Annotated in this window: 22 protein-coding genes; 12 read left to right on the top strand and 10 right to left on the bottom strand. The window is 47.5% G+C overall.

Annotated features, from left to right (window positions below; translation table 11 throughout):
• The first annotated feature begins 38 nt into the window (after nucleotides 1–38).
• From CLV42_RS01795 to CLV42_RS01775, 5 genes are all read left to right on the top strand, one after another.
• Nucleotides 39–1,778 carry a GMC family oxidoreductase gene (locus CLV42_RS01795; protein ID WP_106600188.1) on the top strand — a complete coding sequence of 580 codons (1,740 nt, stop codon included), beginning with the start codon at nucleotides 39–41 and terminating at the stop codon, nucleotides 1,776–1,778.
• 22 nt (nucleotides 1,779–1,800) lie between these two features.
• The gene (locus CLV42_RS01790; protein WP_106600187.1) at nucleotides 1,801–2,487 is read left to right on the top strand and encodes a gluconate 2-dehydrogenase subunit 3 family protein; all 687 of its coding nucleotides are present in this window, start codon (nucleotides 1,801–1,803) and stop codon (nucleotides 2,485–2,487) included.
• A gap of 81 nt (nucleotides 2,488–2,568) precedes the next feature.
• Nucleotides 2,569–4,017 carry a Gfo/Idh/MocA family protein gene (locus tag CLV42_RS01785; RefSeq protein ID WP_106600186.1) on the top strand — a complete coding sequence of 483 codons (1,449 nt, stop codon included), beginning with the start codon at nucleotides 2,569–2,571 and terminating at the stop codon, nucleotides 4,015–4,017.
• A 195-nt stretch (nucleotides 4,018–4,212) separates the two neighbouring features.
• Nucleotides 4,213–5,511: a carboxypeptidase-like regulatory domain-containing protein gene (locus CLV42_RS01780; RefSeq protein WP_106600185.1), complete on the top strand. Its 1,299-nt coding sequence runs from the start codon at nucleotides 4,213–4,215 to the stop codon at nucleotides 5,509–5,511.
• Nucleotides 5,512–5,679: 168 nt separating this feature from the next.
• A complete protein-coding gene (locus tag CLV42_RS01775) occupies nucleotides 5,680–6,276 on the top strand; it encodes a hypothetical protein (protein WP_146154295.1) in 597 nt (198 codons plus the stop codon).
• On the opposite strand, the gene CLV42_RS01770 is transcribed toward CLV42_RS01775, so the two are convergent.
• The 3 genes from CLV42_RS01770 to CLV42_RS01760 all read right to left on the bottom strand — a co-directional run bounded on the left by CLV42_RS01770 (nucleotide 6,273) and on the right by CLV42_RS01760 (nucleotide 10,007).
• Complete coding sequence (locus CLV42_RS01770; protein ID WP_170117356.1) at nucleotides 6,273–7,595, bottom strand: D-alanyl-D-alanine carboxypeptidase/D-alanyl-D-alanine-endopeptidase; 1,323 nt, start codon at nucleotides 7,593–7,595, stop codon at nucleotides 6,273–6,275. The two genes, CLV42_RS01775 and CLV42_RS01770, sit on opposite strands and share 4 nt — an antisense overlap.
• Nucleotides 7,596–7,662: 67 nt before the next feature.
• Complete coding sequence (locus CLV42_RS01765; protein ID WP_106600182.1) at nucleotides 7,663–9,000, bottom strand: Gfo/Idh/MocA family protein; 1,338 nt, start codon at nucleotides 8,998–9,000, stop codon at nucleotides 7,663–7,665.
• Nucleotides 9,001–9,035: 35 nt separating this feature from the next.
• A complete protein-coding gene (locus tag CLV42_RS01760) occupies nucleotides 9,036–10,007 on the bottom strand; it encodes a formylglycine-generating enzyme family protein (RefSeq protein ID WP_106600181.1) in 972 nt (323 codons plus the stop codon).
• A 173-nt stretch (nucleotides 10,008–10,180) separates the two neighbouring features.
• Between CLV42_RS01760 and CLV42_RS01755 the strand changes: the two genes are divergently transcribed.
• The 3 genes from CLV42_RS01755 to CLV42_RS01745 are packed head-to-tail and all read left to right on the top strand — an operon-like array spanning nucleotide 10,181 to nucleotide 13,492.
• A complete protein-coding gene (locus CLV42_RS01755; RefSeq protein ID WP_106600180.1) occupies nucleotides 10,181–11,107 on the top strand; it encodes a hydroxypyruvate isomerase family protein in 927 nt (308 codons plus the stop codon).
• 46 nt (nucleotides 11,108–11,153) lie between these two features.
• Nucleotides 11,154–11,501, top strand: coding sequence for a phage holin family protein (locus CLV42_RS01750; RefSeq protein ID WP_106600179.1), 348 nt, complete (start codon nucleotides 11,154–11,156; stop codon nucleotides 11,499–11,501).
• An 11-nt stretch (nucleotides 11,502–11,512) separates the two neighbouring features.
• Nucleotides 11,513–13,492, top strand: coding sequence for an alpha-ketoacid dehydrogenase subunit alpha/beta (locus CLV42_RS01745; protein ID WP_106600178.1), 1,980 nt, complete (start codon nucleotides 11,513–11,515; stop codon nucleotides 13,490–13,492).
• A gap of 281 nt (nucleotides 13,493–13,773) precedes the next feature.
• On the opposite strand, the gene CLV42_RS01740 is transcribed toward CLV42_RS01745, so the two are convergent.
• A complete protein-coding gene (locus tag CLV42_RS01740; protein WP_106600177.1) occupies nucleotides 13,774–14,514 on the bottom strand; it encodes an NYN domain-containing protein in 741 nt (246 codons plus the stop codon).
• Between the two features lie 120 nt (nucleotides 14,515–14,634).
• Between CLV42_RS01740 and CLV42_RS01735 the strand changes: the two genes are divergently transcribed.
• Complete coding sequence (locus CLV42_RS01735; protein ID WP_106600176.1) at nucleotides 14,635–15,864, top strand: MFS transporter; 1,230 nt, start codon at nucleotides 14,635–14,637, stop codon at nucleotides 15,862–15,864.
• 68 nt (nucleotides 15,865–15,932) lie between these two features.
• Here CLV42_RS01735 and CLV42_RS01730 read toward each other — a convergent pair whose 3' ends face one another.
• The 3 genes from CLV42_RS01730 to CLV42_RS01720 are packed head-to-tail and all read right to left on the bottom strand — an operon-like array spanning nucleotide 15,933 to nucleotide 18,961.
• On the bottom strand, nucleotides 15,933–17,009 hold the full coding sequence (locus CLV42_RS01730) for an iron-containing alcohol dehydrogenase family protein (protein WP_106600175.1): 1,077 nt from the start codon (nucleotides 17,007–17,009) through the stop codon (nucleotides 15,933–15,935).
• A gap of 23 nt (nucleotides 17,010–17,032) precedes the next feature.
• Entirely contained in the window at nucleotides 17,033–17,761 is a 729-nt protein-coding gene (gene kdsB / locus CLV42_RS01725) for a 3-deoxy-manno-octulosonate cytidylyltransferase (RefSeq protein WP_106600174.1), read from the bottom strand.
• 9 nt (nucleotides 17,762–17,770) lie between these two features.
• Complete coding sequence (locus tag CLV42_RS01720; RefSeq protein ID WP_106600173.1) at nucleotides 17,771–18,961, bottom strand: DegT/DnrJ/EryC1/StrS family aminotransferase; 1,191 nt, start codon at nucleotides 18,959–18,961, stop codon at nucleotides 17,771–17,773.
• Nucleotides 18,962–19,041: 80 nt separating this feature from the next.
• Between CLV42_RS01720 and CLV42_RS01715 the strand changes: the two genes are divergently transcribed.
• Nucleotides 19,042–19,464 carry a YybH family protein gene (locus CLV42_RS01715; RefSeq protein WP_106600172.1) on the top strand — a complete coding sequence of 141 codons (423 nt, stop codon included), beginning with the start codon at nucleotides 19,042–19,044 and terminating at the stop codon, nucleotides 19,462–19,464.
• A gap of 138 nt (nucleotides 19,465–19,602) precedes the next feature.
• On the opposite strand, the gene CLV42_RS01710 is transcribed toward CLV42_RS01715, so the two are convergent.
• Nucleotides 19,603–19,794 carry a hypothetical protein gene (locus tag CLV42_RS01710; RefSeq protein WP_106600171.1) on the bottom strand — a complete coding sequence of 64 codons (192 nt, stop codon included), beginning with the start codon at nucleotides 19,792–19,794 and terminating at the stop codon, nucleotides 19,603–19,605.
• 521 nt (nucleotides 19,795–20,315) lie between these two features.
• Here CLV42_RS01710 and CLV42_RS01705 point away from each other — a divergent pair.
• Nucleotides 20,316–20,528, top strand: a complete 213-nt coding sequence (locus tag CLV42_RS01705) for a general stress protein CsbD (RefSeq protein ID WP_106600696.1) — start codon at nucleotides 20,316–20,318, stop codon at nucleotides 20,526–20,528.
• Nucleotides 20,529–20,608: 80 nt separating this feature from the next.
• Here the strand turns inward: CLV42_RS01705 and CLV42_RS01700 are convergent, their stop codons facing one another.
• The gene (locus tag CLV42_RS01700) at nucleotides 20,609–20,887 is read right to left on the bottom strand and encodes a hypothetical protein (RefSeq protein ID WP_146154294.1); all 279 of its coding nucleotides are present in this window, start codon (nucleotides 20,885–20,887) and stop codon (nucleotides 20,609–20,611) included.
• Nucleotides 20,888–20,898: 11 nt separating this feature from the next.
• Complete coding sequence (locus tag CLV42_RS01695; protein ID WP_106600169.1) at nucleotides 20,899–21,666, bottom strand: glycoside hydrolase family 25 protein; 768 nt, start codon at nucleotides 21,664–21,666, stop codon at nucleotides 20,899–20,901.
• A gap of 146 nt (nucleotides 21,667–21,812) precedes the next feature.
• Between CLV42_RS01695 and CLV42_RS01690 the strand changes: the two genes are divergently transcribed.
• The gene (locus tag CLV42_RS01690; protein WP_106600168.1) at nucleotides 21,813–22,838 is read left to right on the top strand and encodes an SPASM domain-containing protein; all 1,026 of its coding nucleotides are present in this window, start codon (nucleotides 21,813–21,815) and stop codon (nucleotides 22,836–22,838) included.

The following is a 22,838-nucleotide window of genomic DNA, read 5'->3' as shown; positions in this document are numbered from 1 at the left end:
ATTTAAAATCACTTTAGCTCAAATAAATTATCCACGATATGGCTTTTCAGATCAAACAGAAAGGACCTGTTTATGACATTTGCATTGTTGGCTCAGGCGCAGGTGGCGGTATGGCTGCTAAAATACTCTCTGAGGCCGGTCTTAAAATAGCCCTTTTGGAAGCAGGGCCCAAATATGATCCGGCAGACCCACAACAGATCACACAATTAAAATGGCCCGATGCATCACCACGCAGAGGCGCCTCTACTACCCGTCCCTTTGGTGATTTCGACGCGGCTTATGGCGGCTGGGAAATAGAGGGGGAACCTTATACCACCAGCGGCGGCACCAAATTCGACTGGTTCCGTTCCCGTATGGTGGGTGGACGTACCAATCACTGGGGACGTATCTTTCTGCGTTTTGGTCCGCGGGACTTCAAACATAAAAGTTATGATGGTCATGGAGATGACTGGCCGCTCAGCTATGAAGATGTGGCGCCCTATTACGACCGTGTTGATAAAATGATCGGTGTATTTGGCACCAAAGAAGGGATGCCCAATGAACCGGACGGCCACTTCCTGCCGCCCCCGAAACCAAGGCTGCATGAACTGATGCTGCAAAAGGCGGGTGTGAAACTAAACATTCCGGTGATCACTGCGCGTATGTCCATGCTGACACGTCCGGTGAATAAAGAGCGTGGCGCCTGTTTCTTCTGCGGACAGTGTAACCGTGGCTGCCAGGTATATGCTGACTTCTCCTCTTCTTCCGTACTGGTAAAACCTGCTATGAAAAGCGGGCATGTAGACCTGTATGACAATGCGATGGCCCGTGAGGTATTGACGGATAAAGAAGGTAAGGCCACCGGTATTTCCTTTGTGGATAAAACTGATCTTCAGGAATATACAGTAAAGGCAAAAGTAGTGATACTGGCTGCCAGCGCCTGTGAATCTGCCCGCCTGCTGCTGAACTCAAAATCAGCACAACATCCTAACGGACTGGCCAATTCAAGTGGTGTAGTCGGTAAATACCTGCATGACTCTACCGGATCATCCCGTGCGGCATTCATGCCTAAACTGATGGACCACAAACGCTATAATGAAGATGGCGTGGGTGGTATGCACGTGTACATTCCATGGTGGGAGGACAATAAGAAACTTGACTTCGCCCGCGGGTACCATATAGAATTCGGTGGTGGTATGCGTATGCCTTCTTATGGCGGCTTCTCCGGTGTTGAACGCTTTAATGGTAAATACCCTGGTGCTGATGGCAAACTGAAACCCGCAGGGGGCTATGGTGCATCACTGAAAGATGACTACCGTCGCTTCTATGGCGCGACTATTGGTTTTGCCGGCAGAGGAGAATGTATTGCACGTGAAGACAACTACTGCGAAATAGATCCGAAGGTAGTGGACAAATGGGGTATTCCTGTGTTGCGCTTCAACTATACCTGGAGTGAGCATGAGATCAAACAGGCCAAACACATGCAGGATACTTTCGAACAGCTCATACATGAAATGGGCGGTGTTGCACTTGGCACCAAGCCTGGTCCTGAAACCATGTACGGCCTGGAAACACCCGGCAGGATCATCCACGAAGTGGGCACTACCCGTATGGGCGATGATCCAAAACGTTCTGTACTGAATAAATACAATCAGGCACATGATGTGAAGAACCTGTTCATCGTGGATGGCGGTCCGTTTGTATCGCAGGCTGACAAGAATCCTACCTGGACAATCCTCGCTTTATCCATGCGTGCATCCGAATACATCATGGGCGAACTGAAAAAACAAAACATCTAACACGACTCAACTCATTTGACATATGGACAGAAGGGAATCACTCAAAGCGCTGACCATTGGCTCTCTCTCAGTAGGCGCTATTCTGACCGGCTGTGACGATAAAAAGACAGCCACAAAAGATAAAGACGCAGCAGGCAAGCTGCCCTCCTATGGCCGTACCGAAGCAGAAACAGCCAGAGACGCGGTCCTCATGGCAGAAACATTCTTTACTGCTGCAGAAATGAAGACCATCACTGTACTTGCGGATATCATTATTCCTGCTGACGAACATTCCGGCAGCGCCTCAGAAGCCAAGGTACCGGAGTTTATCGAGTTCATGGCAAAAGACCAGCCACAGTTCAAATTGCCGCTGCGCGGAGGTTTGCGCTGGCTGGATGTGCAATGCGCAAAACGTTACAACAACGCCTTTACAGATTGTACTTCTCAGCAACAGCTGGAGCTGATAGACCAGATAGCTTATCCGGAACAGGTAAAACCAGACATGGTACAGGGTGCGGCGTTTTTCAGCCTGATGAGAGACCTGACGGCGAATGGTTTCTTCACCACCCAGATGGGTATCAAAGATATTGGTTACAAAGGCAATACGCCGAATGAATGGGATGGTGTTCCGGCAGATGTATTAGAACATTACGGACTGTCATACGATGAAAAGCTGCTGCCCCTCTATGTGAAAATGGAGGACAGAAGTAAGATCATGACATGGGAGTGAGTAGTTCGATACTCCATACATCACTAATAACAGTCATTTTCTCTCATTTTCTATTATATTGATCGGTAAATTTTGTTACATATGGTCCAGGAAAAAAACAATCAGGGAAGTCATGAATCCCGCAGATCATTTTTAAAGAACGGCGCTCTGGCAGCCGCCGGCTTTATGATCGTTCCACGTCACGTATTAGGAGGTAAAGGTTTTATTGCACCCAGCGATCGTTTGCGCGTAGCCGGTATAGGTGTGGGAGGTAAAGGTGAAAGCGATCTGTCTGAGATCGCGAAAGGCCCGGCAGATATTGCATATCTGTGCGACGTTGATACCCGCAGGGCTGCCAACTCCGTTGCCCGTTTTCCCAAAGCGAAATTCTATAAGGACTTCCGGGAAATGCTTGATAAAGAGCACAAAAATATAGATGCTGTTACTGTATCTACTCCAGACCATCAGCATGCCGTAGCTGCCATGGCGGCCATGCAACTGGGCAAACACGTATACGTTCAGAAACCGCTCACCCACGACATCTTCGAAGCACGCGCACTGACTGCTGCTGCCAAGAAACATAAAGTGGTGACCCAGATGGGTAACCAGGGTGCTTCCGGCGACGGTGTACGCCAGATGATGGAATGGTACAATGCCGGCCTTATCGGTGATGTACACACGGTATACTGCTGGACAGACCGTCCGGTATGGCCACAGGGTATTCCATGGTCAAGCATGAAGGCAGAAGTGCCAAAGGAACTCGATTGGGACCTCTGGCTGGGTACTGCCCCTTACAAAGATTATATTGATAAACTGGTGCCTTTCAACTGGCGTGGCTGGTGGGACTATGGTACCGGCGCATTGGGCGACATGGGATGCCATATTATAGAACCACCTTTCCGCATACTGGGCCTGGGCTATCCTAAATCAGTAGAGTGCAGCGTAGGTAGCGTATATGTGGATGAGTTCAAACGTGGTTATTTCCCTGAGAGCTGTCCTCCGTCTTCTCACGTGATCCTGAAATTTGATGGCAAGAACGGTAAAGAGATCACCCTCCACTGGATGGATGGTGGTATCCAGCCGGAACGTCCGGAAGAACTGGGACCAAACGAGGTAATGGGCGACGGTGGTAACGGCGCTATCCTGATCGGAGATAAAGGCAAGATGATGTGCGGCACTTACGGTAGGGATCCTCAGCTGCTGCCTACCAGCAAGACCAAGCAGACGACTGTACCGCAAACTATTGCACGCGTACCGGAAGGACACTATGTACAATGGGTAAATGCAGCTATAGCCGGTGCTAACAGCGATAAGAATAAGCTGATCAGTTCTCCGTTCTCTATTGCCGGTCCGCTCACAGAAACCCTGTTAATGGCGAATCTGGCTATCAGAAGCTTCGACATCAAGAAAGAAAAAGATGGCAGAACATCATTCCCGGGCCGTTATATCAAACTGCTGTGGGATAGTAAAGAGATGAAGATCACCAACTTTGATGATGCCAACCAGTTTGTAAAAAGAACATACCGTCAGGGCTGGAGCCTCGGTGTATAAACTTATGCAACTAAATGATAATCAAAGGGGAAGGCTGCAAAGCTTTCCCCTTTTTCTTTGGCTATCAGCCAGTTAAGTGCTATATTTACTTCAGCGGATCATAATCCCCATCCCCAGAAATATATGCAGTTATCAAGATTAATCCCACTACTGCCAACTTTCGTGTGCTTACTACTGGTAAGTGGTTGTAAAAAAATGCTTTCTGAGGAAGGTACCCCGCCTGATGATACACCTCCCGTTCAAATAGTAAAGACCAGCATTGAGGGCCGTATATTGAATGAACAGTTACAGCCCGTACATAATGCAGTGGTAACTGCCGGAGGGGAAAACGCAGCGACAAATGAAGACGGGCATTTTCTGTTGGAAGACGTGAGCGTACCAGATGATGCTGCGGTGGTAACGGTGGACAAGTTCGGCTACTTCAGGGGATACCGGACACTCATGGTACGTGAAGGCAAGCAACAATATATCCAGGTGGAATTAGTATTGCAAAACCAGAATAACATCGATGCCAATACCGGCGATCTTATTCAATTCCCGGAAGGCACGCTCACGGTTCCTCCTAATGCCGTTCTCGTCTCTGAAAACCAGCCCTACCACGGCACAGTAACTGTCCGTTCCTTTTATATACACCCCGAAGCCAGTACCGTGGCGGACCAGATGCCGGGAGACCTGCGAGGTATCGACAAGAGCAACAAACAGACCGGTCTGCGGGTATTCAGCATGCTCGTTTTCACGATGGAAAATAATTTCGGTACGGTCCTCCAACCCGATCCCGCAAAGCCTGTCAGCTTTGAACTCATGATACCCAGTGAACTCGCATCCGACGCACCACAGCAGATCCCTTTATGGCATTTCGACGGCACTACCGGCTTCTGGAAAGAGGAAGGCCAGGCTACCCGTCAGGGAAGTAACTATGTAGGTACCGCCGGTCAGGCAGGGTTCTGGGCTTGCGCAACGACCTTCCCGCAGATCACCCTCACCGCCAAAGTGCTAAATCAGCAGAACGCACCTGTGTCCGATACCCGCGTTGCAGTGCTCACGAAAACAAACTTTATTCCCACTTTTGGATATACCAATGTGGAAGGCATCTACTATGGTAAAGCAGCCTCCAACGTGCCCCTGATTATGACACTGACAGACAACTGCCTCAACCTGCTGCGTCAGCAGGAGATCGGCCCCTTTAATGCGGCTACAGAGATCAGCAATGTGAACGTGACGCTTCCCGAAGGCCAGACCCTCGTGATCAATGGAATCGCGAAAGACTGTGACCGCTTTAATGTGGTAAATGGTACAGTGATCGTTAATGTGGATAACCGGAATTACGCCGCCCATATTTACAACGGTAAGTTCAATCTCACGGTGGTGCGCTGTAGCCGTCAGCCGGCTAGCGTCACACTTACCGCTACTGACAACCGCACGAACACGACTTCCATTACCACCTTACAGGCAAACAGTGGAACGATCGCTCCGTCACTGAGAGTGTGTAACTAAAATCTTTTATTCCTGAAACACAATAATTTATTCGTTTCACTACCATCACTTTTTTACTACATTTACGGCCCTTACGATTCCTATGCGCCCTGTACATTCTATTAACTTTTGCGTCTATATATGTTGTATAGGTCAATGTTTTTTGTCGGAGCATTATCCATATTCTCTATGTCTGCCTGTCGTAAAGAAAAAAGTCTTGAAGCACTCAACACTGATTTCCACTGCGGCTACGCACCTTACTCTACCGGGTCTTCCTTTACCTATCAGTACACCAACAGTAGCGGGGATACTTCACAATATACCCTCCTGGTAAAAGGCGATACCACCATTAATGGGCATCAGTATTCCATTCTTAACGATGGTTATGTCGATCAGTTTATCCGCTGCAACAACGGCAGTTATTTCCTGTATGAAAAGGGAATATCCCTGGAGGACTATGAAGTCGAGGGCGGGGACAGACTGTTTCTCCACGATGATTACGGAGAAGGGGCTACCTGGAATGACACCGTATCTGTAACCATTTCCGGTTTAGCGCAGAAAGGGCTATTGCAATACCATATTCTTGGGCAGCAGATCACGCATACCGTATTGGGTAAGGAATATAAAAACGTCATTGTTGTACGACAGGATGCGGCCGTACTGGTTGGAGAGTCGGCATATCCGGCAGGCACCATTGCCACCTACTATTATGCGTTGGGAATAGGATATGTAGAGACCATCTCGGCTACTGATACTATCCGGCTGATGAACTATAGCATCCGCTAGTACTTGTCCCATACCTGCGTCAGGAAATGTTCTACCGTTCTTCTGACGTTGGTGGCGCTGTTGTTATGATTGTTCACCAGTACACTGAATACCAGGGTCTTGTTCTTTTTCGTAACGAGATAGCCGCTTAATGCCACACAGCCAGATAAAGTGCCTGTTTTGGCATGGACAAACTGTTGTTTGTAATAGTTCCTCAACGTGCCTTTGCCGCCTGTAGGAAGCAAGGCATACAGTCTTTCTGTAGGATAGGTTTTATACATATCCGACAGTACGCTTACGAAGTCGCGCGGAGAGAACAGGTTATATCTTGACAGGCCGGAACCATCCACCCATTTAGGCGTGTCGGGTAAATTGCTCAGGAAGCTTTTCTCCATTAACTCAATGATACGGTAGGTACTGATCGTATCCCAGAGACGTGCTGCACACATCATCAGCGATTGTTCAGCAAAAAAGTTATCACTTCTGTGCATCATCGGCAGGAAGAGTGAATCCGCAGGAATACCTTTCAGTAATGTAAAAGCGGTAGATGGTAGTACGGCTCCTTCAGGCAAGACGGTAACCGGCTTATGTAATGTGTCTTGTAATCTGTAAGCTAGATCACCAGCACAGCCTGTAATGAAAGGCACTTCTGCGTCCTGAACACTCTTGTCATTTCCATTAAAGGTCAGGGAAAAGCGGTTACTCCGTTCATCTCTTTCCCCCAGAAGTTCTTCCAGCGTATCATTTCTGCGGAAAGAGAAATGGGCTGTATCGCTGAACATGCGTGGTAAGATCGTTGTCGTATCTCCATGATGGCGGATGCGGGCCACGTTGCCATACATAGGCCAGTCGTTCAATTCAGACTGGTAATAGTCCTGGTAATCGCTCCATGCCCATCCGGGGCCGAAACGTTTATTCTCTGATACAGTAGGTACTATCGTGATCCGTTTGGTGGTCTGTTGCAATAGCTGCCAGGCGGGTTGCAGGGTGTAATCCGGATGTAGGAACGAAGGATCTGCTGTGCCTTTTACATACAATACGGAATCTGTTTCCAGGTAGCGCATTGCAGGCAGGGAATCGCCCAGCAGGCGCAGAGCAGTATAGAGTGTAAATATCTTGGTATTGGAGGCGGGTGTGAAATAGTGATCGTCCTGGTAGCTGTACCAGTATTTCCCGGTAGCCGGTTCATAGATACAGACACCGGTATGTGCCTGACGCAGGGCGGGGCTGGTCAGTAATTCCTCTTCAGCCCACCTCTTGATCTGGCCATATTGTGCGAAAGCCGTCTGCTTCACCAGGAATAGCAGGCAGCCTGATAAAACAATCCTGAATAGTCTCATATACATCCTATAAAGCGAAGGCCCCTTGACGGGGCCTCCAATATCCTTGTTATAAATATACTATGCATTAACTAAAATATCTAGTGATCCCCGGTTTTGCATAGGCATAGTTACCAGATGCATCCGGCACTATCGGAGGGGCTGCATCAAAGGCATACTTCGCCGGTTGCAGGTTCAGACCTGAATTGAGCGCCTTATCAAATGCAATGGTCTGCCCGGAGTAAGTGGCCAGCCTTCCGATAATAGCAGTCAGCGTTGTCTTAGCGGCTCGCTCTGCATCCCAGAACTTATATTCTCCTTTTGCGATAGCGGCAAACAGTTCATCGTGTTCCGCCTGGTAAGGCTGGTTTTCTTTTGACTTATCAAACTGGTACAGTACTTTTCCTTTGTGGTCTTTGATCACCGCCTTATCCATATACATACGGCCTTTTCTCCCCACGATCTCTTCATCTACCTTGCTGTCAGCATCTTTCCAGTGGCGGCACTGGCTATTCATCACCACCCCATTACCGTAGCGGTATTCTACAAAGTGGTGATCATAGATCTCACCGAACTCCTTGCCGGTACGTACCGAGCGGCCACCCATCCCCATGGCCGTTACAGGATAATCGTTCATGAACCAGTTACCCACATCGATATTGTGAATATGCTGTTCTACGATATGATCGCCACACAGCCAGTTGAAGTAATACCAGTTACGCATCTGGTATTCCATTTCCGTATACTCAGGCTTACGTGGTCTTACCCATAGTGCGCCCTGGTTCCACCATACCTGCATAGATACGACATCGCCAATGATACCGTCCTGGAAACGTTTGTACATCTCACGGTAGGAAGTCTGGTAGCGGCGCTGTAAGCCTACCACCACATTCAGTTTCTTGGATTTTGCCACTTCAGCAGCTTCCAGCACTCTCTTGATACCTGCAGGATCGGTAGCTACAGGTTTTTCCATGAAGATGTGTTTTCCCTGTTTAACTGCTTCTTCAAAATGAATAGGACGGAAACCCGGAGGCGTTGCCAGTATCACAACATCTGCCAGCGCAATGGCCTTCTGATATGCGTCGAAGCCGGTAAACTTGTTTTCTTCCTTTACGTTCAGACGGCCGGGCTTATCGCCTACTTCATCTTTGATATTGTTATAGCTGGCGTTCAACTTGTCGGCAAAAGCATCTGCCATTGCCACCAGTTGTACATTTTCTTTTGTACTGAGCGCCTGTACAGCTGCACCGGTACCACGACCACCACAGCCGATCAGGGCTATCTTAATTACATTGTCTGCGCCTGAAAAGAAGTTGGCCTGGGACAGCATAGGAGCTGCCAGCAGTCCGCCGGCTAATAGAGACGATTGTTTCATAAAGTCTCTGCGGGTTTTTCCGTGGAATTGATGTAGTTCTTCCTGTTGCATGATAAGTTTTTTATGAGTTAATGTGGGGGGATGTGCTATCTGGCACCTTTGTATTGATCTATGACGGTTTCAAAAAATTGCTCGGCTTCTTCTTTTGTCGGTTGTTTCAGCGGACGCACGATGCGGAATCCAATGAAGGGCGCATCTGCGTTCCACCAGAAACTCTTGGGAATCTGCGGGTCCCGGCGGTTCCAGTTCGGGTCAGATTTCAGGCGGTTGGCACAGCGCAAGCTGGCTGCGTCATCATGATAATTACCACCCTTGATGGTTCTCGGTGTTTTGGCTGTTGGCTTATTCCAGGGGTCAGTATCTGATACATGCTGCAGGTATTGCTCATCATACTGGTCCAGCGTCCATTCAGCTACATTGCCCAGCATATCGTACAGTCCCCAGGCATTGGGTTTCAACTCTCCTACTTTGTGATATTTGTTATCGCTATTGTCCGCATACCAGGCATATTCCTTCAGCTTTGATGCGTCATTACCGAAGGGGTAAGCAGTAGCAGCGCCTGCGCGGCAGGCATATTCCCACTCAGCTTCTGTAGGCAGGCGGTAGAAAACACCGGTTTTTGCATACAGCCATTTGCAGTACATCAGTGCACCATATTGGCTCATACTGTTGGCCGGGTAACCGCCTACTTTCCCCATGCCAAGCGTCAGATCAATATAGGGAGGACTGGGCCTTGTCATTCCATCAGGAATGGGTGTTTTATCTTTCTCCGGATCAGAATATACGTCATACTGCTCGAAGGTCACTTCATTAGCGCCCATCCAGAAAGCAGCGATCTTCACTTTTTTCTGAGGGCCTTCATCAGCATCCCTTCCTTTCTCATTTTCCGGGCTTCCGATGGTGACTTCTCCTGCGGGGATAGGCACCATTTTAAAGGTCAATGTAGTGCCGGGCAGCTTTTCTTCATACGTGGCAAACGGCTGGTTGATAGTCTCCTGTGCGAATGCCGTACCGGTCAGCATACTTCCCAGCGATAAGGCCAATAGTCTGTTTTTCATAACACTTCTTGAAAGATAAAACCTGTAATGCCTGTGAATTTATTAAATCAAATAATGGAATGCAACGTTTTTCTGCGAAAAGGCGTCAAGTGTACACTTTTCCTCATTTGCCCCTTGCACCGGAATCAAAAAGCGATTACATTTAGTATTCATGCAATCAACCCTTTAACGTTATGGAAAGAAGAAAATTCCTTCAGCAAAGCACATTGGCAGGACTATCCACGCTGGCTATAGGCAGTACGGCCGCAGCGGCAGGCAACGGTCTCACAAACCCTACACCTGCCGGGAAAACCTTTAACCTGAACTATGCCCCCCACGATGGGATGTTTAAAAACAATGGTGGCGCCAGCTTTTTAGATCAGATCCAGTTTATGTATGACCAGGGTTTCCGGGCCATAGAAGATAATGGCATGATGAAACGTGATCCTGCAGAACAGGAAAAGATCGGAAAACTACTCAGCAAACTGGGTATGCAGATGGGCGTTTTTGTGATAGATGCAGGCGACAACTGGAAGGTATCCCTCACTACGGGTAAACAGGAGTTCAAGGATGCTTTCGTAAAAATATGTAAGCAGGCACTGGAAACGGCCAAACGTGTGAATGCCAAGTGGGCAACCGTGGTACCCGGTTATTTTGAAAGGAACCTGCCTATTGGCGTACAAACAGCCAACGTGATTGAAGCTTTCCGTATGGGGGCAGCCGTACTGGAAAAAGAAGGGCTGATCATGGTAATGGAACCATTGAGTGATAACCCGGACCTGTTCCTGCGTACCGCAGAACAGAGCTATGGTATCTGTAAAGCGGTGAACAGTCCCAGCTGCAAGATCCTCTACGACATTTACCACATGCAGCGCAATACCGGCAACCTGATCCCGGTGATGGACCTATGCTGGGATGAAATTGCGTATATCCAGATAGGAGACAATCCAGGCCGCAAGGAACCTACCAGCGGTGAGATCAATTATAAGAACATATTCAAGCACTTACATAAAAAAGGCTTCAAAGGCGTGTTAGGTATGGAGCACGGTAATGCCAACCCCGGTAAAGAGGGCGAACTGGCCGTGATAAAAGCTTACAGGGAAAGCGATGATTTTCTGTAAGCCGGTATAACATCAATTTTGTTACCTTCCCGAAAAAATTCATCACATGAACTTTCTCATCCGCTTACTGGTAACGGCGCTGGCTGCCATGCTTTCTGCATATGTGCTGCCAGGTGTAACTATTAAGGATTTTACGACTGCCCTTATACTTGCATTGGTATTGGCTATCTTGAACCTGTTGGTAAAACCAATACTGATTATACTAACACTTCCTGCTACGATACTTACACTGGGATTGTTCCTGTTGGTGATCAATGCTGTCATTATACTGCTGGCTTCTAACCTTGTAAAAGGATTCAAAGTGGACGGATTCTTCTGGGCGCTGATCTTCAGCCTGGTCCTGACCGTTGTAAGCGGTATCATGCATAGCATTGCGGGAGGCGATAACGACTGAGTTTTAATACCATGTATTTTGAACGTGCACACATCAGTGATGGGGAATTGCTCGCTTTTTATAAAGCCTTGTTATATCCCCGGCTGGTAGAAGAGAAAATGTTGCTGTTGCTGCGGCAGGGGAAAGTAAGCAAATGGTTTTCCGGCATCGGGCAGGAAGCTATTGCAGTGGGTGCCACTTTAGCGTTGGATAACGACGAGTGGATCCTGCCCCTGCACAGGAACCTTGGTGTGTTCACTGCACGGCAGATGCCATTACAGCAACTGTTCCACCAATGGCAGGGCAGCCCGCTGGGTTTTAGCAAAGGACGGGAACGTTCTTTTCATTTCGGCAGCCGGCAACATCACATCTGTGGCATGATCTCTCACCTGGGGCCTCAGCTATCTATTGCTGATGGCATTTCCCTGGCACATAAACTAAAAAAGGAAGACAAGGTATCCCTGGCCTTTACCGGCGAAGGTGGTACCAGTGAAGGTGAGTTTCATGAAGCGCTAAATGTAGCGGCTGTATGGGACTTGCCCGTCATCTTCCTGATAGAAAATAACGGCTATGGATTAAGCACCCCGGTAGAAGAACAATACCGCTGTGAACAGCTTGTACAAAGAGCCGCCGGCTATGGTATGCGGGGCATGCGCATCAACGGGAATAATCTCCTGGAAGTGTATCATGCTATAAAAGAGGCGAAACGTCACGCCCTGCACGAACAACAGCCAGTTTTAATAGAAGCGATGACCTTCCGCATGAGGGGTCATGAAGAAGCAAGTGGTACCAAATACGTACCTCCTGCCCTCCTCGAGGAATGGGCCAGACAGGATCCCATCCAGCATTTTGAAGGCTTCTTACAGTTCCTGCAACTCATCAATGAAGAAGGCATTCACGATATCCGGGAAGCGCTGAAACATGAAATAGACCGGGAGATCAATACCGCCCTGGCGGAAGTTTCTCCGCCTGTCAGCGAAGCGGATGAACTGAAGGATATTTACGCTCCTGCGCCCTCACCTATTCCTCCGGTTGCGGGTGCCGCTACCCATGATAAACGTTTCATCGATGCCATTTCCGAAGGACTGGATCAGGCAATGGTACAGTACCCTAACCTGATACTCATGGGACAGGATATTGCGGAATATGGTGGTGCTTTTAAGATCACAGATGGTTTTGTTGCAAGGTATGGAAAGGAACGGGTGAGGAATACGCCCCTTTGTGAAAGCGCCATTGTGGGCGCCGGACTTGGATTATCCCTGATGGGGTACAAAAGTATGGTGGAGATGCAGTTTGCCGATTTCGTCACCTGCGGCTTCAACCAGATCGTCAATAACCTGGCAAAGATCCATTACCGCTGGGGGCAGACCGCCGATGTTGTGGTCCGGCTACCGGCAGGCGCTGGTGTAGGGGCTGGCCCCTTCCACTCCCAGAGTAACGAAGCCTGGTTCACACACGTACCCGGGCTGAAAATAGTATATCCCGCCACCCCGGCAGACGCCAAGGGCCTGTTACTGGCTGCATTTGCAGATCCTAATCCTGTATTGTACTTCGAACATAAAGCGCTGTACCGCAGTATCAGCGGTCCGGTGCCGGAAGCACCCTACACGATAGAAATCGGGAAAGCCAACTTAATACAGACCGGAGACGATATCAGTATCATCACCTATGGCGCTGGTGTACACTGGGCGCTGGAATACAGCAAACAACATCCGCAGTTATCTATTCACATCCTGGACTTGCGTACCTTATTGCCGCTGGATTATGAAGCTATCCGGGAAGCAGTGACCGCTACCGGCAAAGTGTTAATTCTTCATGAAGATACGCTTACCGGCGGGCTGGGAGGAGAGATCAGCGCATGGATAGCAGAACATTGCTTTGCACTGCTGGATGCTCCCGTAATGCGCTGTGCCGGACTGGATACACCGGTTCCGTTTGCAGCATCACTGGAGAAAAATTTCCTGGCTAAAACACGTATGCATCAATATATAGAGCAACTCGCAAACTATTAGGCGAATATGCATGTTGGGATTTTTAAACAGAATGCGCTAACTTGCAGCCCTGACCACTAAACATTTTTTTTATGTTGCTTGAAGTAATCAATAACGTAGAGACTACTGATTTTTACAGGGCTGGAGACAAGATTGCTCACTATCTGACTTTCGGTGTTATCGCTCTGTTTGCATTAATGTTCCTCTACGCTGCTATTAAATACGCTAAGCGCTAGTATCCAACTTATTAAGATATTAAAAAGGCTGTTTTACTCCAAAAGTAGAGCAGCCTTTTTTATGTCTTATTTTACCTTGACATAGACCAGCTTCCCCATCTTCTTGCTGCTTTCGCGGATATCTATTTCGAAATCCTCAAAGCTTTTGATTAACTGTAACAGCTTGTTATATCCAAAGTTACGGGCATCAAAGTCGGGTTGTTTCTTCAGCAGCAGATTTCCCAGCTCTCCCAGGTAGGCCCAGCCATCTTCATCTGCAATATCATTGATGCTGGACGACAGCATGTTGATGACATCTTTGTCTGCCTTGCTGATGCCTTTTCCATTTCCTTTGTCTGTCTTCTTTTTGGCAGACGATTCCTTGCCTACACCCGCCAGGATCTCCAGGTAGATGAACTTATCGCAGGCAGCCCGGAAAGCACTGGGCGTCTTTTTCTCTCCCAGCCCGAATACACGCATCCCTGCTTCCCGCAGCCGGGTAGCCAGACGGGTGAAGTCGCTGTCGGAGGTAATGAGGCAGAACCCGTCCACTCTTCCGGTATAAAGAATATCCATGGCGTCGATGATCATGGCCGAGTCTGTGGCGTTCTTGCCGCTGGTATAGCTGTATTGTTGGATAGGCGTAATGGCATTATCCAGCAGGACCGTTTTCCAGCCGGTAAGGGTAGGTTTTGTCCAGTCTCCATATATCCGTTTGAAAGTCGGTATCCCGTATTTGGCCACTTCTTCCATCATGGCTTTTACACTGGCGTAAGGAATATTGTCTGCATCGATGAGGACTGCCAAACGGAGCTCTTTGTTTTCCATATCTATACATTGGGGTGTTTACAAATTTACTACATACTAGCCGCAGGCTGGTAAAATAATATAAGTTGTATTTTTCACCTTAACGGGCTGGGGTTCTGCCCTTTATTGTAACTTTGCTGCATGGATCAGTCGCCCGGGAGAATTTACACTTTCCATTTTGTGATGTTATGCCTCAGCAATGCACTGTTTTCCGCCAGCTTTAACATGTTGCTTCCGGAATTGCCTGCCTATCTGACCCGGATGGGCGGAGAGGATTACAAAGGATATATTCTTGCACTTTTCACACTGATGGCCGGATTGTCCCGCCCCTTCAGCGGAAAGCTGACAGATACAGTCGGCCGTGTACCGGTCATGATCTTCGGCTCGCTGGTGTGTGTAGTATGTAGCATGTTGTACCCACTTGTCAGCTCAGTTGGCGCCTTTTTATTACTCCGTTTCTTTCATGGTTTTTCCACAGGATTTAAGCCTACCGGTACGGCTGCCTATGTTGCCGATATTGTACCCTCGACCCGCAGGGCGGAAGCTATGGGAATGGTAGGCTTGTTCAGTACAATAGGTTTGGCCATGGGGCCTGCTATTGGTGGCTACATTACTAATCACTGGGATATCCACATCATGTTCCAGGTGTCCGCAGTATTTGCATTGCTGTCTGTTGTGATCCTGGTGGGTGGTATGCGGGAAACGCTGCAAAACAAACAGCCGTTCCGCTTATCCACATTAAAGATCTCCAAGAGTGAAATATTCGAGCCCCTGGTACTGGCGCCGGTGATCGTTATCTTCCTGACATATCTCAGCTACGGCGTACTGTTCACCATCATTCCGGATTTCAGCACTTACCTGGGCATTCAGAATAAAGGATTGTTCTTTACCTTCTTTACAGGCGCATCTATCAGTATCCGTCTGTTGGCCGGTAAAGTGTCTGATAAATATGGCCGTGTACCAATCCTGAAGATATCCACCATTACTATGGCTGCCGGTGTTTTCCTGCTGGCTATTTCACATACGCCGGCCATGATGCTGACTGCCGCTGTTGTGTATGGCGTATCTGTAGGTATGAACTCCCCGGCTATCACCGCCTGGACGATCGACCTTGGTCATCCAGAACATAAAGGCCGCGCATTGGCCACCATGTATATTGCAATGGAAGCAGGTATCGGCCTTGGCGCTTATCTGTCTGCCTTTATCTATCACAATGATGCCCGCTTCTTCTCACTCACATTCTACAGTACAGCTATCGTGACATTGATGGCGGCCTGCTATCTCCTGTTTATTTATCACAACCGCCGACTGCAGGTCATGTGGCGTTTTGTTCATATGCGGGGGGTACCTATCAGAAGATTCCTGCGATAAGTTATTTATAGAAAAGCCCCCTGTTTTCAGCAGGGGGTTTTTCTTATAAGTAGTTAATAATGTTTATATTAAAACTGCTCGTACAATGTACGGAGGCGCTCGCGCGTCATCTGTTCTTTCCAGTCTTTACCCAATGCATTTTCCCACAATGGCGCCATGCCCAGAGATACGTCGATCATCGCATTGAATTGCTCGTCAGACAGACCTTTGGTAATGCCCTGCGGGATGTCAATATTATGCTTCTTCACCATTTGCTTGAACTCTCTCACCCCTTCCGGATAAAATTCTTCCAGCTTATCAAACACGATACAGTTGCCAATACCATGTTTGGTACCGAGCAGGTATGACAGGCCATAGCTTACCGCGTGTGCCACCCCTACCTGCGAATAAGCGATACTCATACCACCTGCATAAGACGCCATCATCAGTTTTTCGTCTGCATCATCATCCCAGGTGTTTTTCTCCAGGAAGATTTCCTGGCAGAGACGCAATGCTTCTTCTCCGTATGAACGGCTGAATGCATTCAGGTAAGTACCCTGCAGAGATTCGATACAGTGGATATAACAATCCATCGCTGTATAGAACTGCTGGTTTGCCGGCACGCCTTTTATTAACTCAGGATCCAGTACGATCTGGTCGAAAGGTGTAAAGTCGGAGTTCATACCCAGTTTACGGGTAGGCCCGGTCAGTACACAAGTACGGCTTACTTCAGCACCAGTACCAGACAGCGTAGGAATACCCACTTTATACACACCGGCCACTTTCACGAGGTCCCATCCCTGATAGTCCGCGGAAGAACCGGGGTTCTTCATCATCAGTGATACCGCTTTGGCCATGTCCATTACGGAACCACCGCCAATACCAATGATACCGCTTACTTCACCAAATTCCGCTACCAACTCGTCTCTTACTTTATCCACATATTTGGTCTTTGGCTCGTCAGTAACATCAATGTATACGATCTTATCCTTACCTCTCAGGGGAATACGTTTAGCAAAAGCCTCGTTACCCTGGAAAAAATAGTCTACAAAGAATATCATTGGCGCTTCGCCCTTACGGCGGGGAGCCAGTATCTCATCAAGCTGGTCAAACGCACCACGGCCAAACACCACGTAATCGACCATTTTAAAGTTCCTGAATTTCATCTCAGTCGTTTAATGATTTAGTATTACAGTAATTTCTCCGCCTTCAGCAGATCTTCCGGCGTATCGATCTCCACACCCATATATTCTGTCACCACCATTTTCATGGGGATCCCATTTTCCAGGTAGCGCAGGCATTCTATCTTTTCCGCAGCTTCCAGCGGACTTACCGGCATTTGGGTAAAGGCCATCAGTGTCTGCCTGCGGAATGCATAGATCCCGATATGCTCATAATATACGGTCTGAATATTCTTGTCGCGTGGGTAAGGAATGACAGAACGGGAAAAGAACAGGGCATTGAACTTTTTATCTACCGCTACCTTCACATAGTTCGGGTCTTCGATGGATTGCGGGTCTTTCAGCACCTGCATCAGGGAGGCTACCTGTACCTGTTTACCTTCTTCCCCCTCAAATACTTTCAGCAACTTTTCCAGCGGTTCTTTCTGGGTAAAAGGCTCGTCTCCCTGTACATTCACAACGATATCAACATCCGCACGGTCTGCAACAGCTTCTGCTATACGATCGGTACCGCACTCATGTTCCTTTTTGCTCATCACGGCTTTACCACCGTTGCTGACAATTTCATTGTAAATGATCTCGCTGTCGCAAACCACCATTACCTCGTCAAACACGCCGGTATTCACGGTACTTTCATAAGTACGCAGAATAACGGATTTACCTCCCAGCTTAGCCATCAGTTTACCCGGGAAACGGGTAGCCCCATAACGGGCGGGAATCAAGGCTACTTTCTTCATGCTTATCGTTTATAGGGCGCTCTTTACTGCATTCACCAATTTCTCAGCACGCTGCTGTACCTCTTCATCACTCCAGCTCAGGTTGATCGGCGTACAGATACAGCGGCTCATGATAGCGTCTGAAACAGGGAACTGTTTTACTTTATACAGCTCCATAGCCTGCTGTAGTCCTGGTGCAAAACGGAATAGCATGGAGCTTTGCTTGAAGTGCTCCCAGTTACGGATATAGTGCCAGTTATTGTCATACCAGTAAAAGGCTGGTAATCCGGCAGCTTTCATGGCAGCGGTTGCTGCTCTTGCCTGACTTTCTTCCGGCAGGAAGAATGCGAGGAAGGTAGCGCTATCGCCATCTGCATCAGGCAGGCGACGGAAGGTTACGCCCGGCACAGTAGCCAGCGCATCCTTGAAGATCTTTTTTGTTTTCCGGTGGATACTCAGGAAGGTATCCAGCTTGCGTACCTGCGCCAGGCCCACAGCAGCATGCAGTTCGGAGATACGGTAGTTATACCCGATAAATGGATGCAGGTCAGCACCACGATCTACACCAAGGTGATCATGACCATGGTCGGAATATCCGTCACATTTGATATAAATATCCTTATCGTTTGTTACAATAGCACCGCCTTCAGCACAGGTAACCGTTTTCACAAAGTCAAATGAGAATGCACCGGCATGACCGATCGTTCCCAGCGCTTTGCCTTTATAGCTGGCACCAAAAGACTGGCAGGCGTCTTCCAGTAAAATCAGGTTGTGTTTGTCGCAGATCGCCTTCAGTGCATCCAGGTCGGCCATGGCGCCACACATGTGTACGGGCATCACCGCTTTGGTGCGGGGAGTAATAGCGGCTTCCACAGCTGCGGGGGCCAGTGTCAGGGTATCATCCACATCTACCAGGACAGGTGTTGCCCCTACGGAAATGATACACTCAAAGCTGGCCACAAATGTAAATGTGGGCATAATCACCTCATCTCCGGCACCAATTCCCAATGCAGCCATTACTGTTGTGAGGGCGGCGGTACCGCTGGATACCAGCTGTGTGTGGGCAACGTTCAGTTTTTCAGAAATGGCCTGTTCAAGCTCTTTAGCTTTCCAGATACCCTTACGGGGACCATCGAAGCCATAACGCATAAAAATGCCTGTTTCCAGTACATCGTTTATTTCCTTGCGTTCTTCCGGGCCAAAAAATTCATATCCGGGCATAAGTTGTTGATTTTTGCAAAGGTAGTATAATCAGATTGCCCTGCATCGCAAAAACTGTTTATCTTTTACTAAAAATTACCATGCGTTTATTATTGTTCCTTATCCTGTTGGCCGCTCCGTTTACAGCGGCCCGCGCACAGCAGCCGCAGTCTGCCATCAGAACATTATTACAGCAACAAACCTCCTCCTGGAACCGGGGCGACCTCGACGCTTTTATGACCACCTACTGGCAATCCGATTCCCTGATATTTATCGGGAAGAGAGGCCCTACCTATGGCTGGAAGGCAACCCTGGATAATTATAAAAAGTCCTATCCTGACACAACAGCTATGGGAAAGCTGACGTTCAACATATTGGAAATGAAGCCGCTGGCCTCAGATGTTTATTTTGTAGTAGGTAAATGGCACCTGCAAAGAACGGTAGGTGATCTTGAAGGACATTTCACGCTCATCATCAAGCGCATTAAAGGTAGCTGGAAGATCATTGCAGACCATAGTAGCTAGAAAAAGAAAACCATCCCATGAATGGGACGGCCTGCTATACACCACAACATTAAAGAAGAATGTTACTAATCGTTTTTCCCTCAGCGGGAATACCATGGTTACATTAAGAGGTCAATCAATAAAAACTATGGTAACGACTTAGTTATTAGTATCCTGATCGCGCACCACTGCATTTTCTTTTTCAGGCTTCTCTGAGAGGTCTACATGCAGTGGATTACGAGAATTATCTGCTTTGTCGGTTTTTAAAATCTCAACGGGATGCTGTTCAATCTCATTTGCTTCTTTGGAAGGTTTCTTATCGTCCTTTCCATGTTCTTTTTCACTTAGCATACATTTCCGTTTGAAGGTTTTTAAAATGCGTCATCGTTCGTACAACTTATACTTTGCAAAGTCTGTTCCATGTCTCAAATCCACGCTAATTGCGCGTTACACGGCAGTTATGAGTAACCGGCTCCACACAACACACCCCAAACCGTTGTATCGTATGTGCAGCACTTTCCACAAAGCGGCATAGGCCGGGTTTGGTGCAATAGATTGCACTTTTGGCCATCTGATTTGTTTTAGCATTTTTTTAGCAGGCCTCCTATTAACAATATTATAATATAGTTACTCCAAACTCAATACTGCAGAGGAATAGCGTCTGAAAACACTAACATTGTTTTAACTTTTATGCGCTTGCTAATGGCATAGATATTGAACATTCTATCATCCAGCCGTGTTGATAACCATGATAGTTATACCTCAGCAATAGTGCACAGTTACCCTGACGCAAAACACGGACGAGCAATCGAAAATTGGCAACTTGGATTATCTACAATATAAAATTCTATAACAAAAAAATAAATGCTACTATGAACATCCGGGGATACCAGTGGTCGGTACTGAAGAAACTGCTAAAGCAGCGTTTCAGTGAACTTTCAGACGAAGACTTGGTGTTTGAAAGAGGTAAAGAGAGGGAACTGTATATGAGGCTTGGACGGAAAACCGGCAGGTCTCAGGAAGATGTTGCCCGCATAATCAAAGGTATGCAACAAGCATATTTGCAGCAGTCCACATTGCTGTAGGATCGTAAGTGATCAATTATATGTTACCCGTATGGGCCCAAAAGCCTGTAAGAGTAATGCTATAGTTGATCACTTCTTTTTTAGTCGTAATTGTCCTGCACATGTTCGTTTTTCCGCCACATCTTCCAGACTATAAACAGGTAGCCTGCCAGTGAAAGCACCAGCCAGCTATAGAAAAAGATCATTCTGCCGGGAGTAGACTCTTCCGGTATGGCAAACCCTAGATATAACCCTAGAAAAACATTTATCAACATCCAGAAGAAACCCAGGAACACCGTCCGCATGATCCGAACGAAATAGTTCACGATCCTCATATCGAAAGGCTCCTTTCTATCCTGCTGTGGTTCCTGATTTTCCATATCAATTATATTTAAGGGAGGCATAATTTACGAAGTTCCAGACTGTCCCCTCTGAAAACGTTGAAATCAACCGTAGTAGAGATCCCGTTCACCCGGCCTATATCGCTGTGCTGCCAGAATAACCAGTGGCGTTGTGTAGATGGCCGCTCTTTCTGATAATAGTGGGCCACCCATAAGGGATAACGGTCAAATTCCTCTCCAAGATATGTTTCGTAAAAGTGTATGTTAGTATAAATGATCGGCTTTACCCCATAAGCCTTTTCCATCTCTTCCAGCCAGATCCTGGCTGTAGACCTGATCACTGCCGGCGGCTGATTATTATGTACTTCTATATCCAGCACCGGCGGAAGATCCCCCGATTCGAGCTGCACAACATTCTGAAAATTGATCACCTGCTTCAGCGGGTCGCGGGTGGAATAGAAAAAGTGGTATGCCCCCCTTACAATACCTGCCTTCCTGGCTTTCTGCCAATTCTGCTTAAATGAGGCATCCTGCCGGGTAATACCTTCCGTCGCCTTGATAAATGCAAAAGAGATATGGATACGTTCCACCTGCATCTGTTCTACCGCCGCCCAGTTAATATTCTTCTGGAATTTCGATACGTCAATCCCATGAATGGAATAATTAACCGGCATGTCGATCCCAAATTCTTCATACCTGACAAAATTCAGGGCTTCCTCTCTCTCTCGCCACCATAGCCATGCTCCAAATGTTGCACATAGGAGGAATAACAGGGCGAAAACTAAACGCCTGGATTTCTTAATTCGGAGTTTTGGCACTTTATATTTATTCGGCTTTTCACATTAGAGGGATGGGATTTAATGCTCACATTTTCAATCTTATTCCCAATTTCACAGCAAGTATAATTATTATTATACATAACCGGCATAGATATCTTAATTTTACAACAATAAGTGATGTTGTTATGCCTGATTTCAATCTAAATGATACCCTCAATCTGATGTCCAAGTTCACGCTACGCCGTGGTTGGAACGCCGCCAAGGTGTTAAGCAGCTACTTTGTAAGCAAATGGACCGGCAAACCTATTCAATGGGGTTACCCTATCTCGGTATCATTCGAGCCAACAACATCGTGTAACCTGCGGTGCCCTGAATGTCCCAGTGGATTAAGGGCCTTTACCCGTCCTACTGGCATGCTGCAGCAGGATTTCTTCCGGAAAACAATAGATGAGATCTATAAAGAACTCTTATACCTGATATTTTATTTTCAGGGAGAACCTTTCCTGAATCCTGGCTTCCTGGAAATGGTGAAATACGCTCATGCGAAAGGTATCTATACAGCCACCTCTACTAACGCCCATTACCTCACCGAGGAGAATGCCCGTAAAACAGTAGAAAGCGGTTTGGACAGGTTGATCATCTCCATCGATGGTACAACACAGGATGTGTATACCCAATACCGTGTAGGTGGTAACCTCGAGAAAGTGATACAAGGCGCAAAGAATATCGTGAAATGGAAAAAAGAACTAAACTCAAAAACGCCGTTTGTCTTTTTCCAGTTCCTGGTCGTAAAACCTAATGAGCATCAGATTGAGGATATAAAGCAACTAGCCAAGGAGATCGGTGTGGATGAAGTTCGCTTTAAGACGGCCCAGGTATACGATTATGAGGAAGGTAACCGCCTGATCCCGACTATTGATAAATACAGCCGTTACCACAAGAATGACGACGGTACCTATGCTATCAAGAATAAAATGGGCAACCACTGCTGGCGTTTATGGCATTCCCCGGTAATTACCTGGGATGGACTGGTAGTACCTTGTTGTTTTGATAAAGATGCGCAGCATAAACTGGGGGATCTCAAAAAGGAATCATTGAAGGAGTTGTGGCATAACGATAATTATATCCGGTTCAGGACACAGATCCAGCAGGGCCGTAAACATATTGATATCTGTGCGAACTGTAGTGAGGGAACAAAGGTTTGGGGATAA

Origin of the sequence: Chitinophaga ginsengisoli (assembly GCF_003014595.1) — a bacterium.
GTDB lineage: Bacteria > Bacteroidota > Bacteroidia > Chitinophagales > Chitinophagaceae > Chitinophaga > Chitinophaga ginsengisoli.
The sequence above is the reverse complement of the archived record's forward strand: the minus strand, read 5'-3'. Positions and strand labels throughout refer to the sequence as shown.

Coding starts and splice junctions, on each gene's coding strand:
- CLV42_RS01745 (WP_106600178.1), top strand. CDS start 11,513: ATGTATTTTGAACGTGCACACATCAGTGATGGGGAATTGCTCGCTTTT.
- CLV42_RS01765 (WP_106600182.1), bottom strand. CDS start 9,000: ATGCAACAGGAAGAACTACATCAATTCCACGGAAAAACCCGCAGAGAC.
- CLV42_RS01785 (WP_106600186.1), top strand. CDS start 2,569: ATGGTCCAGGAAAAAAACAATCAGGGAAGTCATGAATCCCGCAGATCA.
- CLV42_RS01775 (WP_146154295.1), top strand. CDS start 5,680: ATGTCTGCCTGTCGTAAAGAAAAAAGTCTTGAAGCACTCAACACTGAT.
- CLV42_RS01705 (WP_106600696.1), top strand. CDS start 20,316: ATGAACATCCGGGGATACCAGTGGTCGGTACTGAAGAAACTGCTAAAG.
- kdsB (WP_106600174.1), bottom strand. CDS start 17,761: ATGAAGAAAGTAGCCTTGATTCCCGCCCGTTATGGGGCTACCCGTTTC.
- CLV42_RS01780 (WP_106600185.1), top strand. CDS start 4,213: ATGCTTTCTGAGGAAGGTACCCCGCCTGATGATACACCTCCCGTTCAA.
- CLV42_RS01795 (WP_106600188.1), top strand. CDS start 39: ATGGCTTTTCAGATCAAACAGAAAGGACCTGTTTATGACATTTGCATT.
- CLV42_RS01730 (WP_106600175.1), bottom strand. CDS start 17,009: ATGAAATTCAGGAACTTTAAAATGGTCGATTACGTGGTGTTTGGCCGT.
- CLV42_RS01790 (WP_106600187.1), top strand. CDS start 1,801: ATGGACAGAAGGGAATCACTCAAAGCGCTGACCATTGGCTCTCTCTCA.
- CLV42_RS01755 (WP_106600180.1), top strand. CDS start 10,181: ATGGAAAGAAGAAAATTCCTTCAGCAAAGCACATTGGCAGGACTATCC.
- CLV42_RS01700 (WP_146154294.1), bottom strand. CDS start 20,887: ATGGAAAATCAGGAACCACAGCAGGATAGAAAGGAGCCTTTCGATATG.
- CLV42_RS01760 (WP_106600181.1), bottom strand. CDS start 10,007: ATGAAAAACAGACTATTGGCCTTATCGCTGGGAAGTATGCTGACCGGT.
- CLV42_RS01750 (WP_106600179.1), top strand. CDS start 11,154: ATGAACTTTCTCATCCGCTTACTGGTAACGGCGCTGGCTGCCATGCTT.
- CLV42_RS01740 (WP_106600177.1), bottom strand. CDS start 14,514: ATGGAAAACAAAGAGCTCCGTTTGGCAGTCCTCATCGATGCAGACAAT.
- CLV42_RS01720 (WP_106600173.1), bottom strand. CDS start 18,961: ATGCCCGGATATGAATTTTTTGGCCCGGAAGAACGCAAGGAAATAAAC.
- CLV42_RS01690 (WP_106600168.1), top strand. CDS start 21,813: ATGCCTGATTTCAATCTAAATGATACCCTCAATCTGATGTCCAAGTTC.
- CLV42_RS01710 (WP_106600171.1), bottom strand. CDS start 19,794: ATGCTAAGTGAAAAAGAACATGGAAAGGACGATAAGAAACCTTCCAAA.
- CLV42_RS01735 (WP_106600176.1), top strand. CDS start 14,635: ATGGATCAGTCGCCCGGGAGAATTTACACTTTCCATTTTGTGATGTTA.
- CLV42_RS01770 (WP_170117356.1), bottom strand. CDS start 7,595: ATGAGACTATTCAGGATTGTTTTATCAGGCTGCCTGCTATTCCTGGTG.
- CLV42_RS01715 (WP_106600172.1), top strand. CDS start 19,042: ATGCGTTTATTATTGTTCCTTATCCTGTTGGCCGCTCCGTTTACAGCG.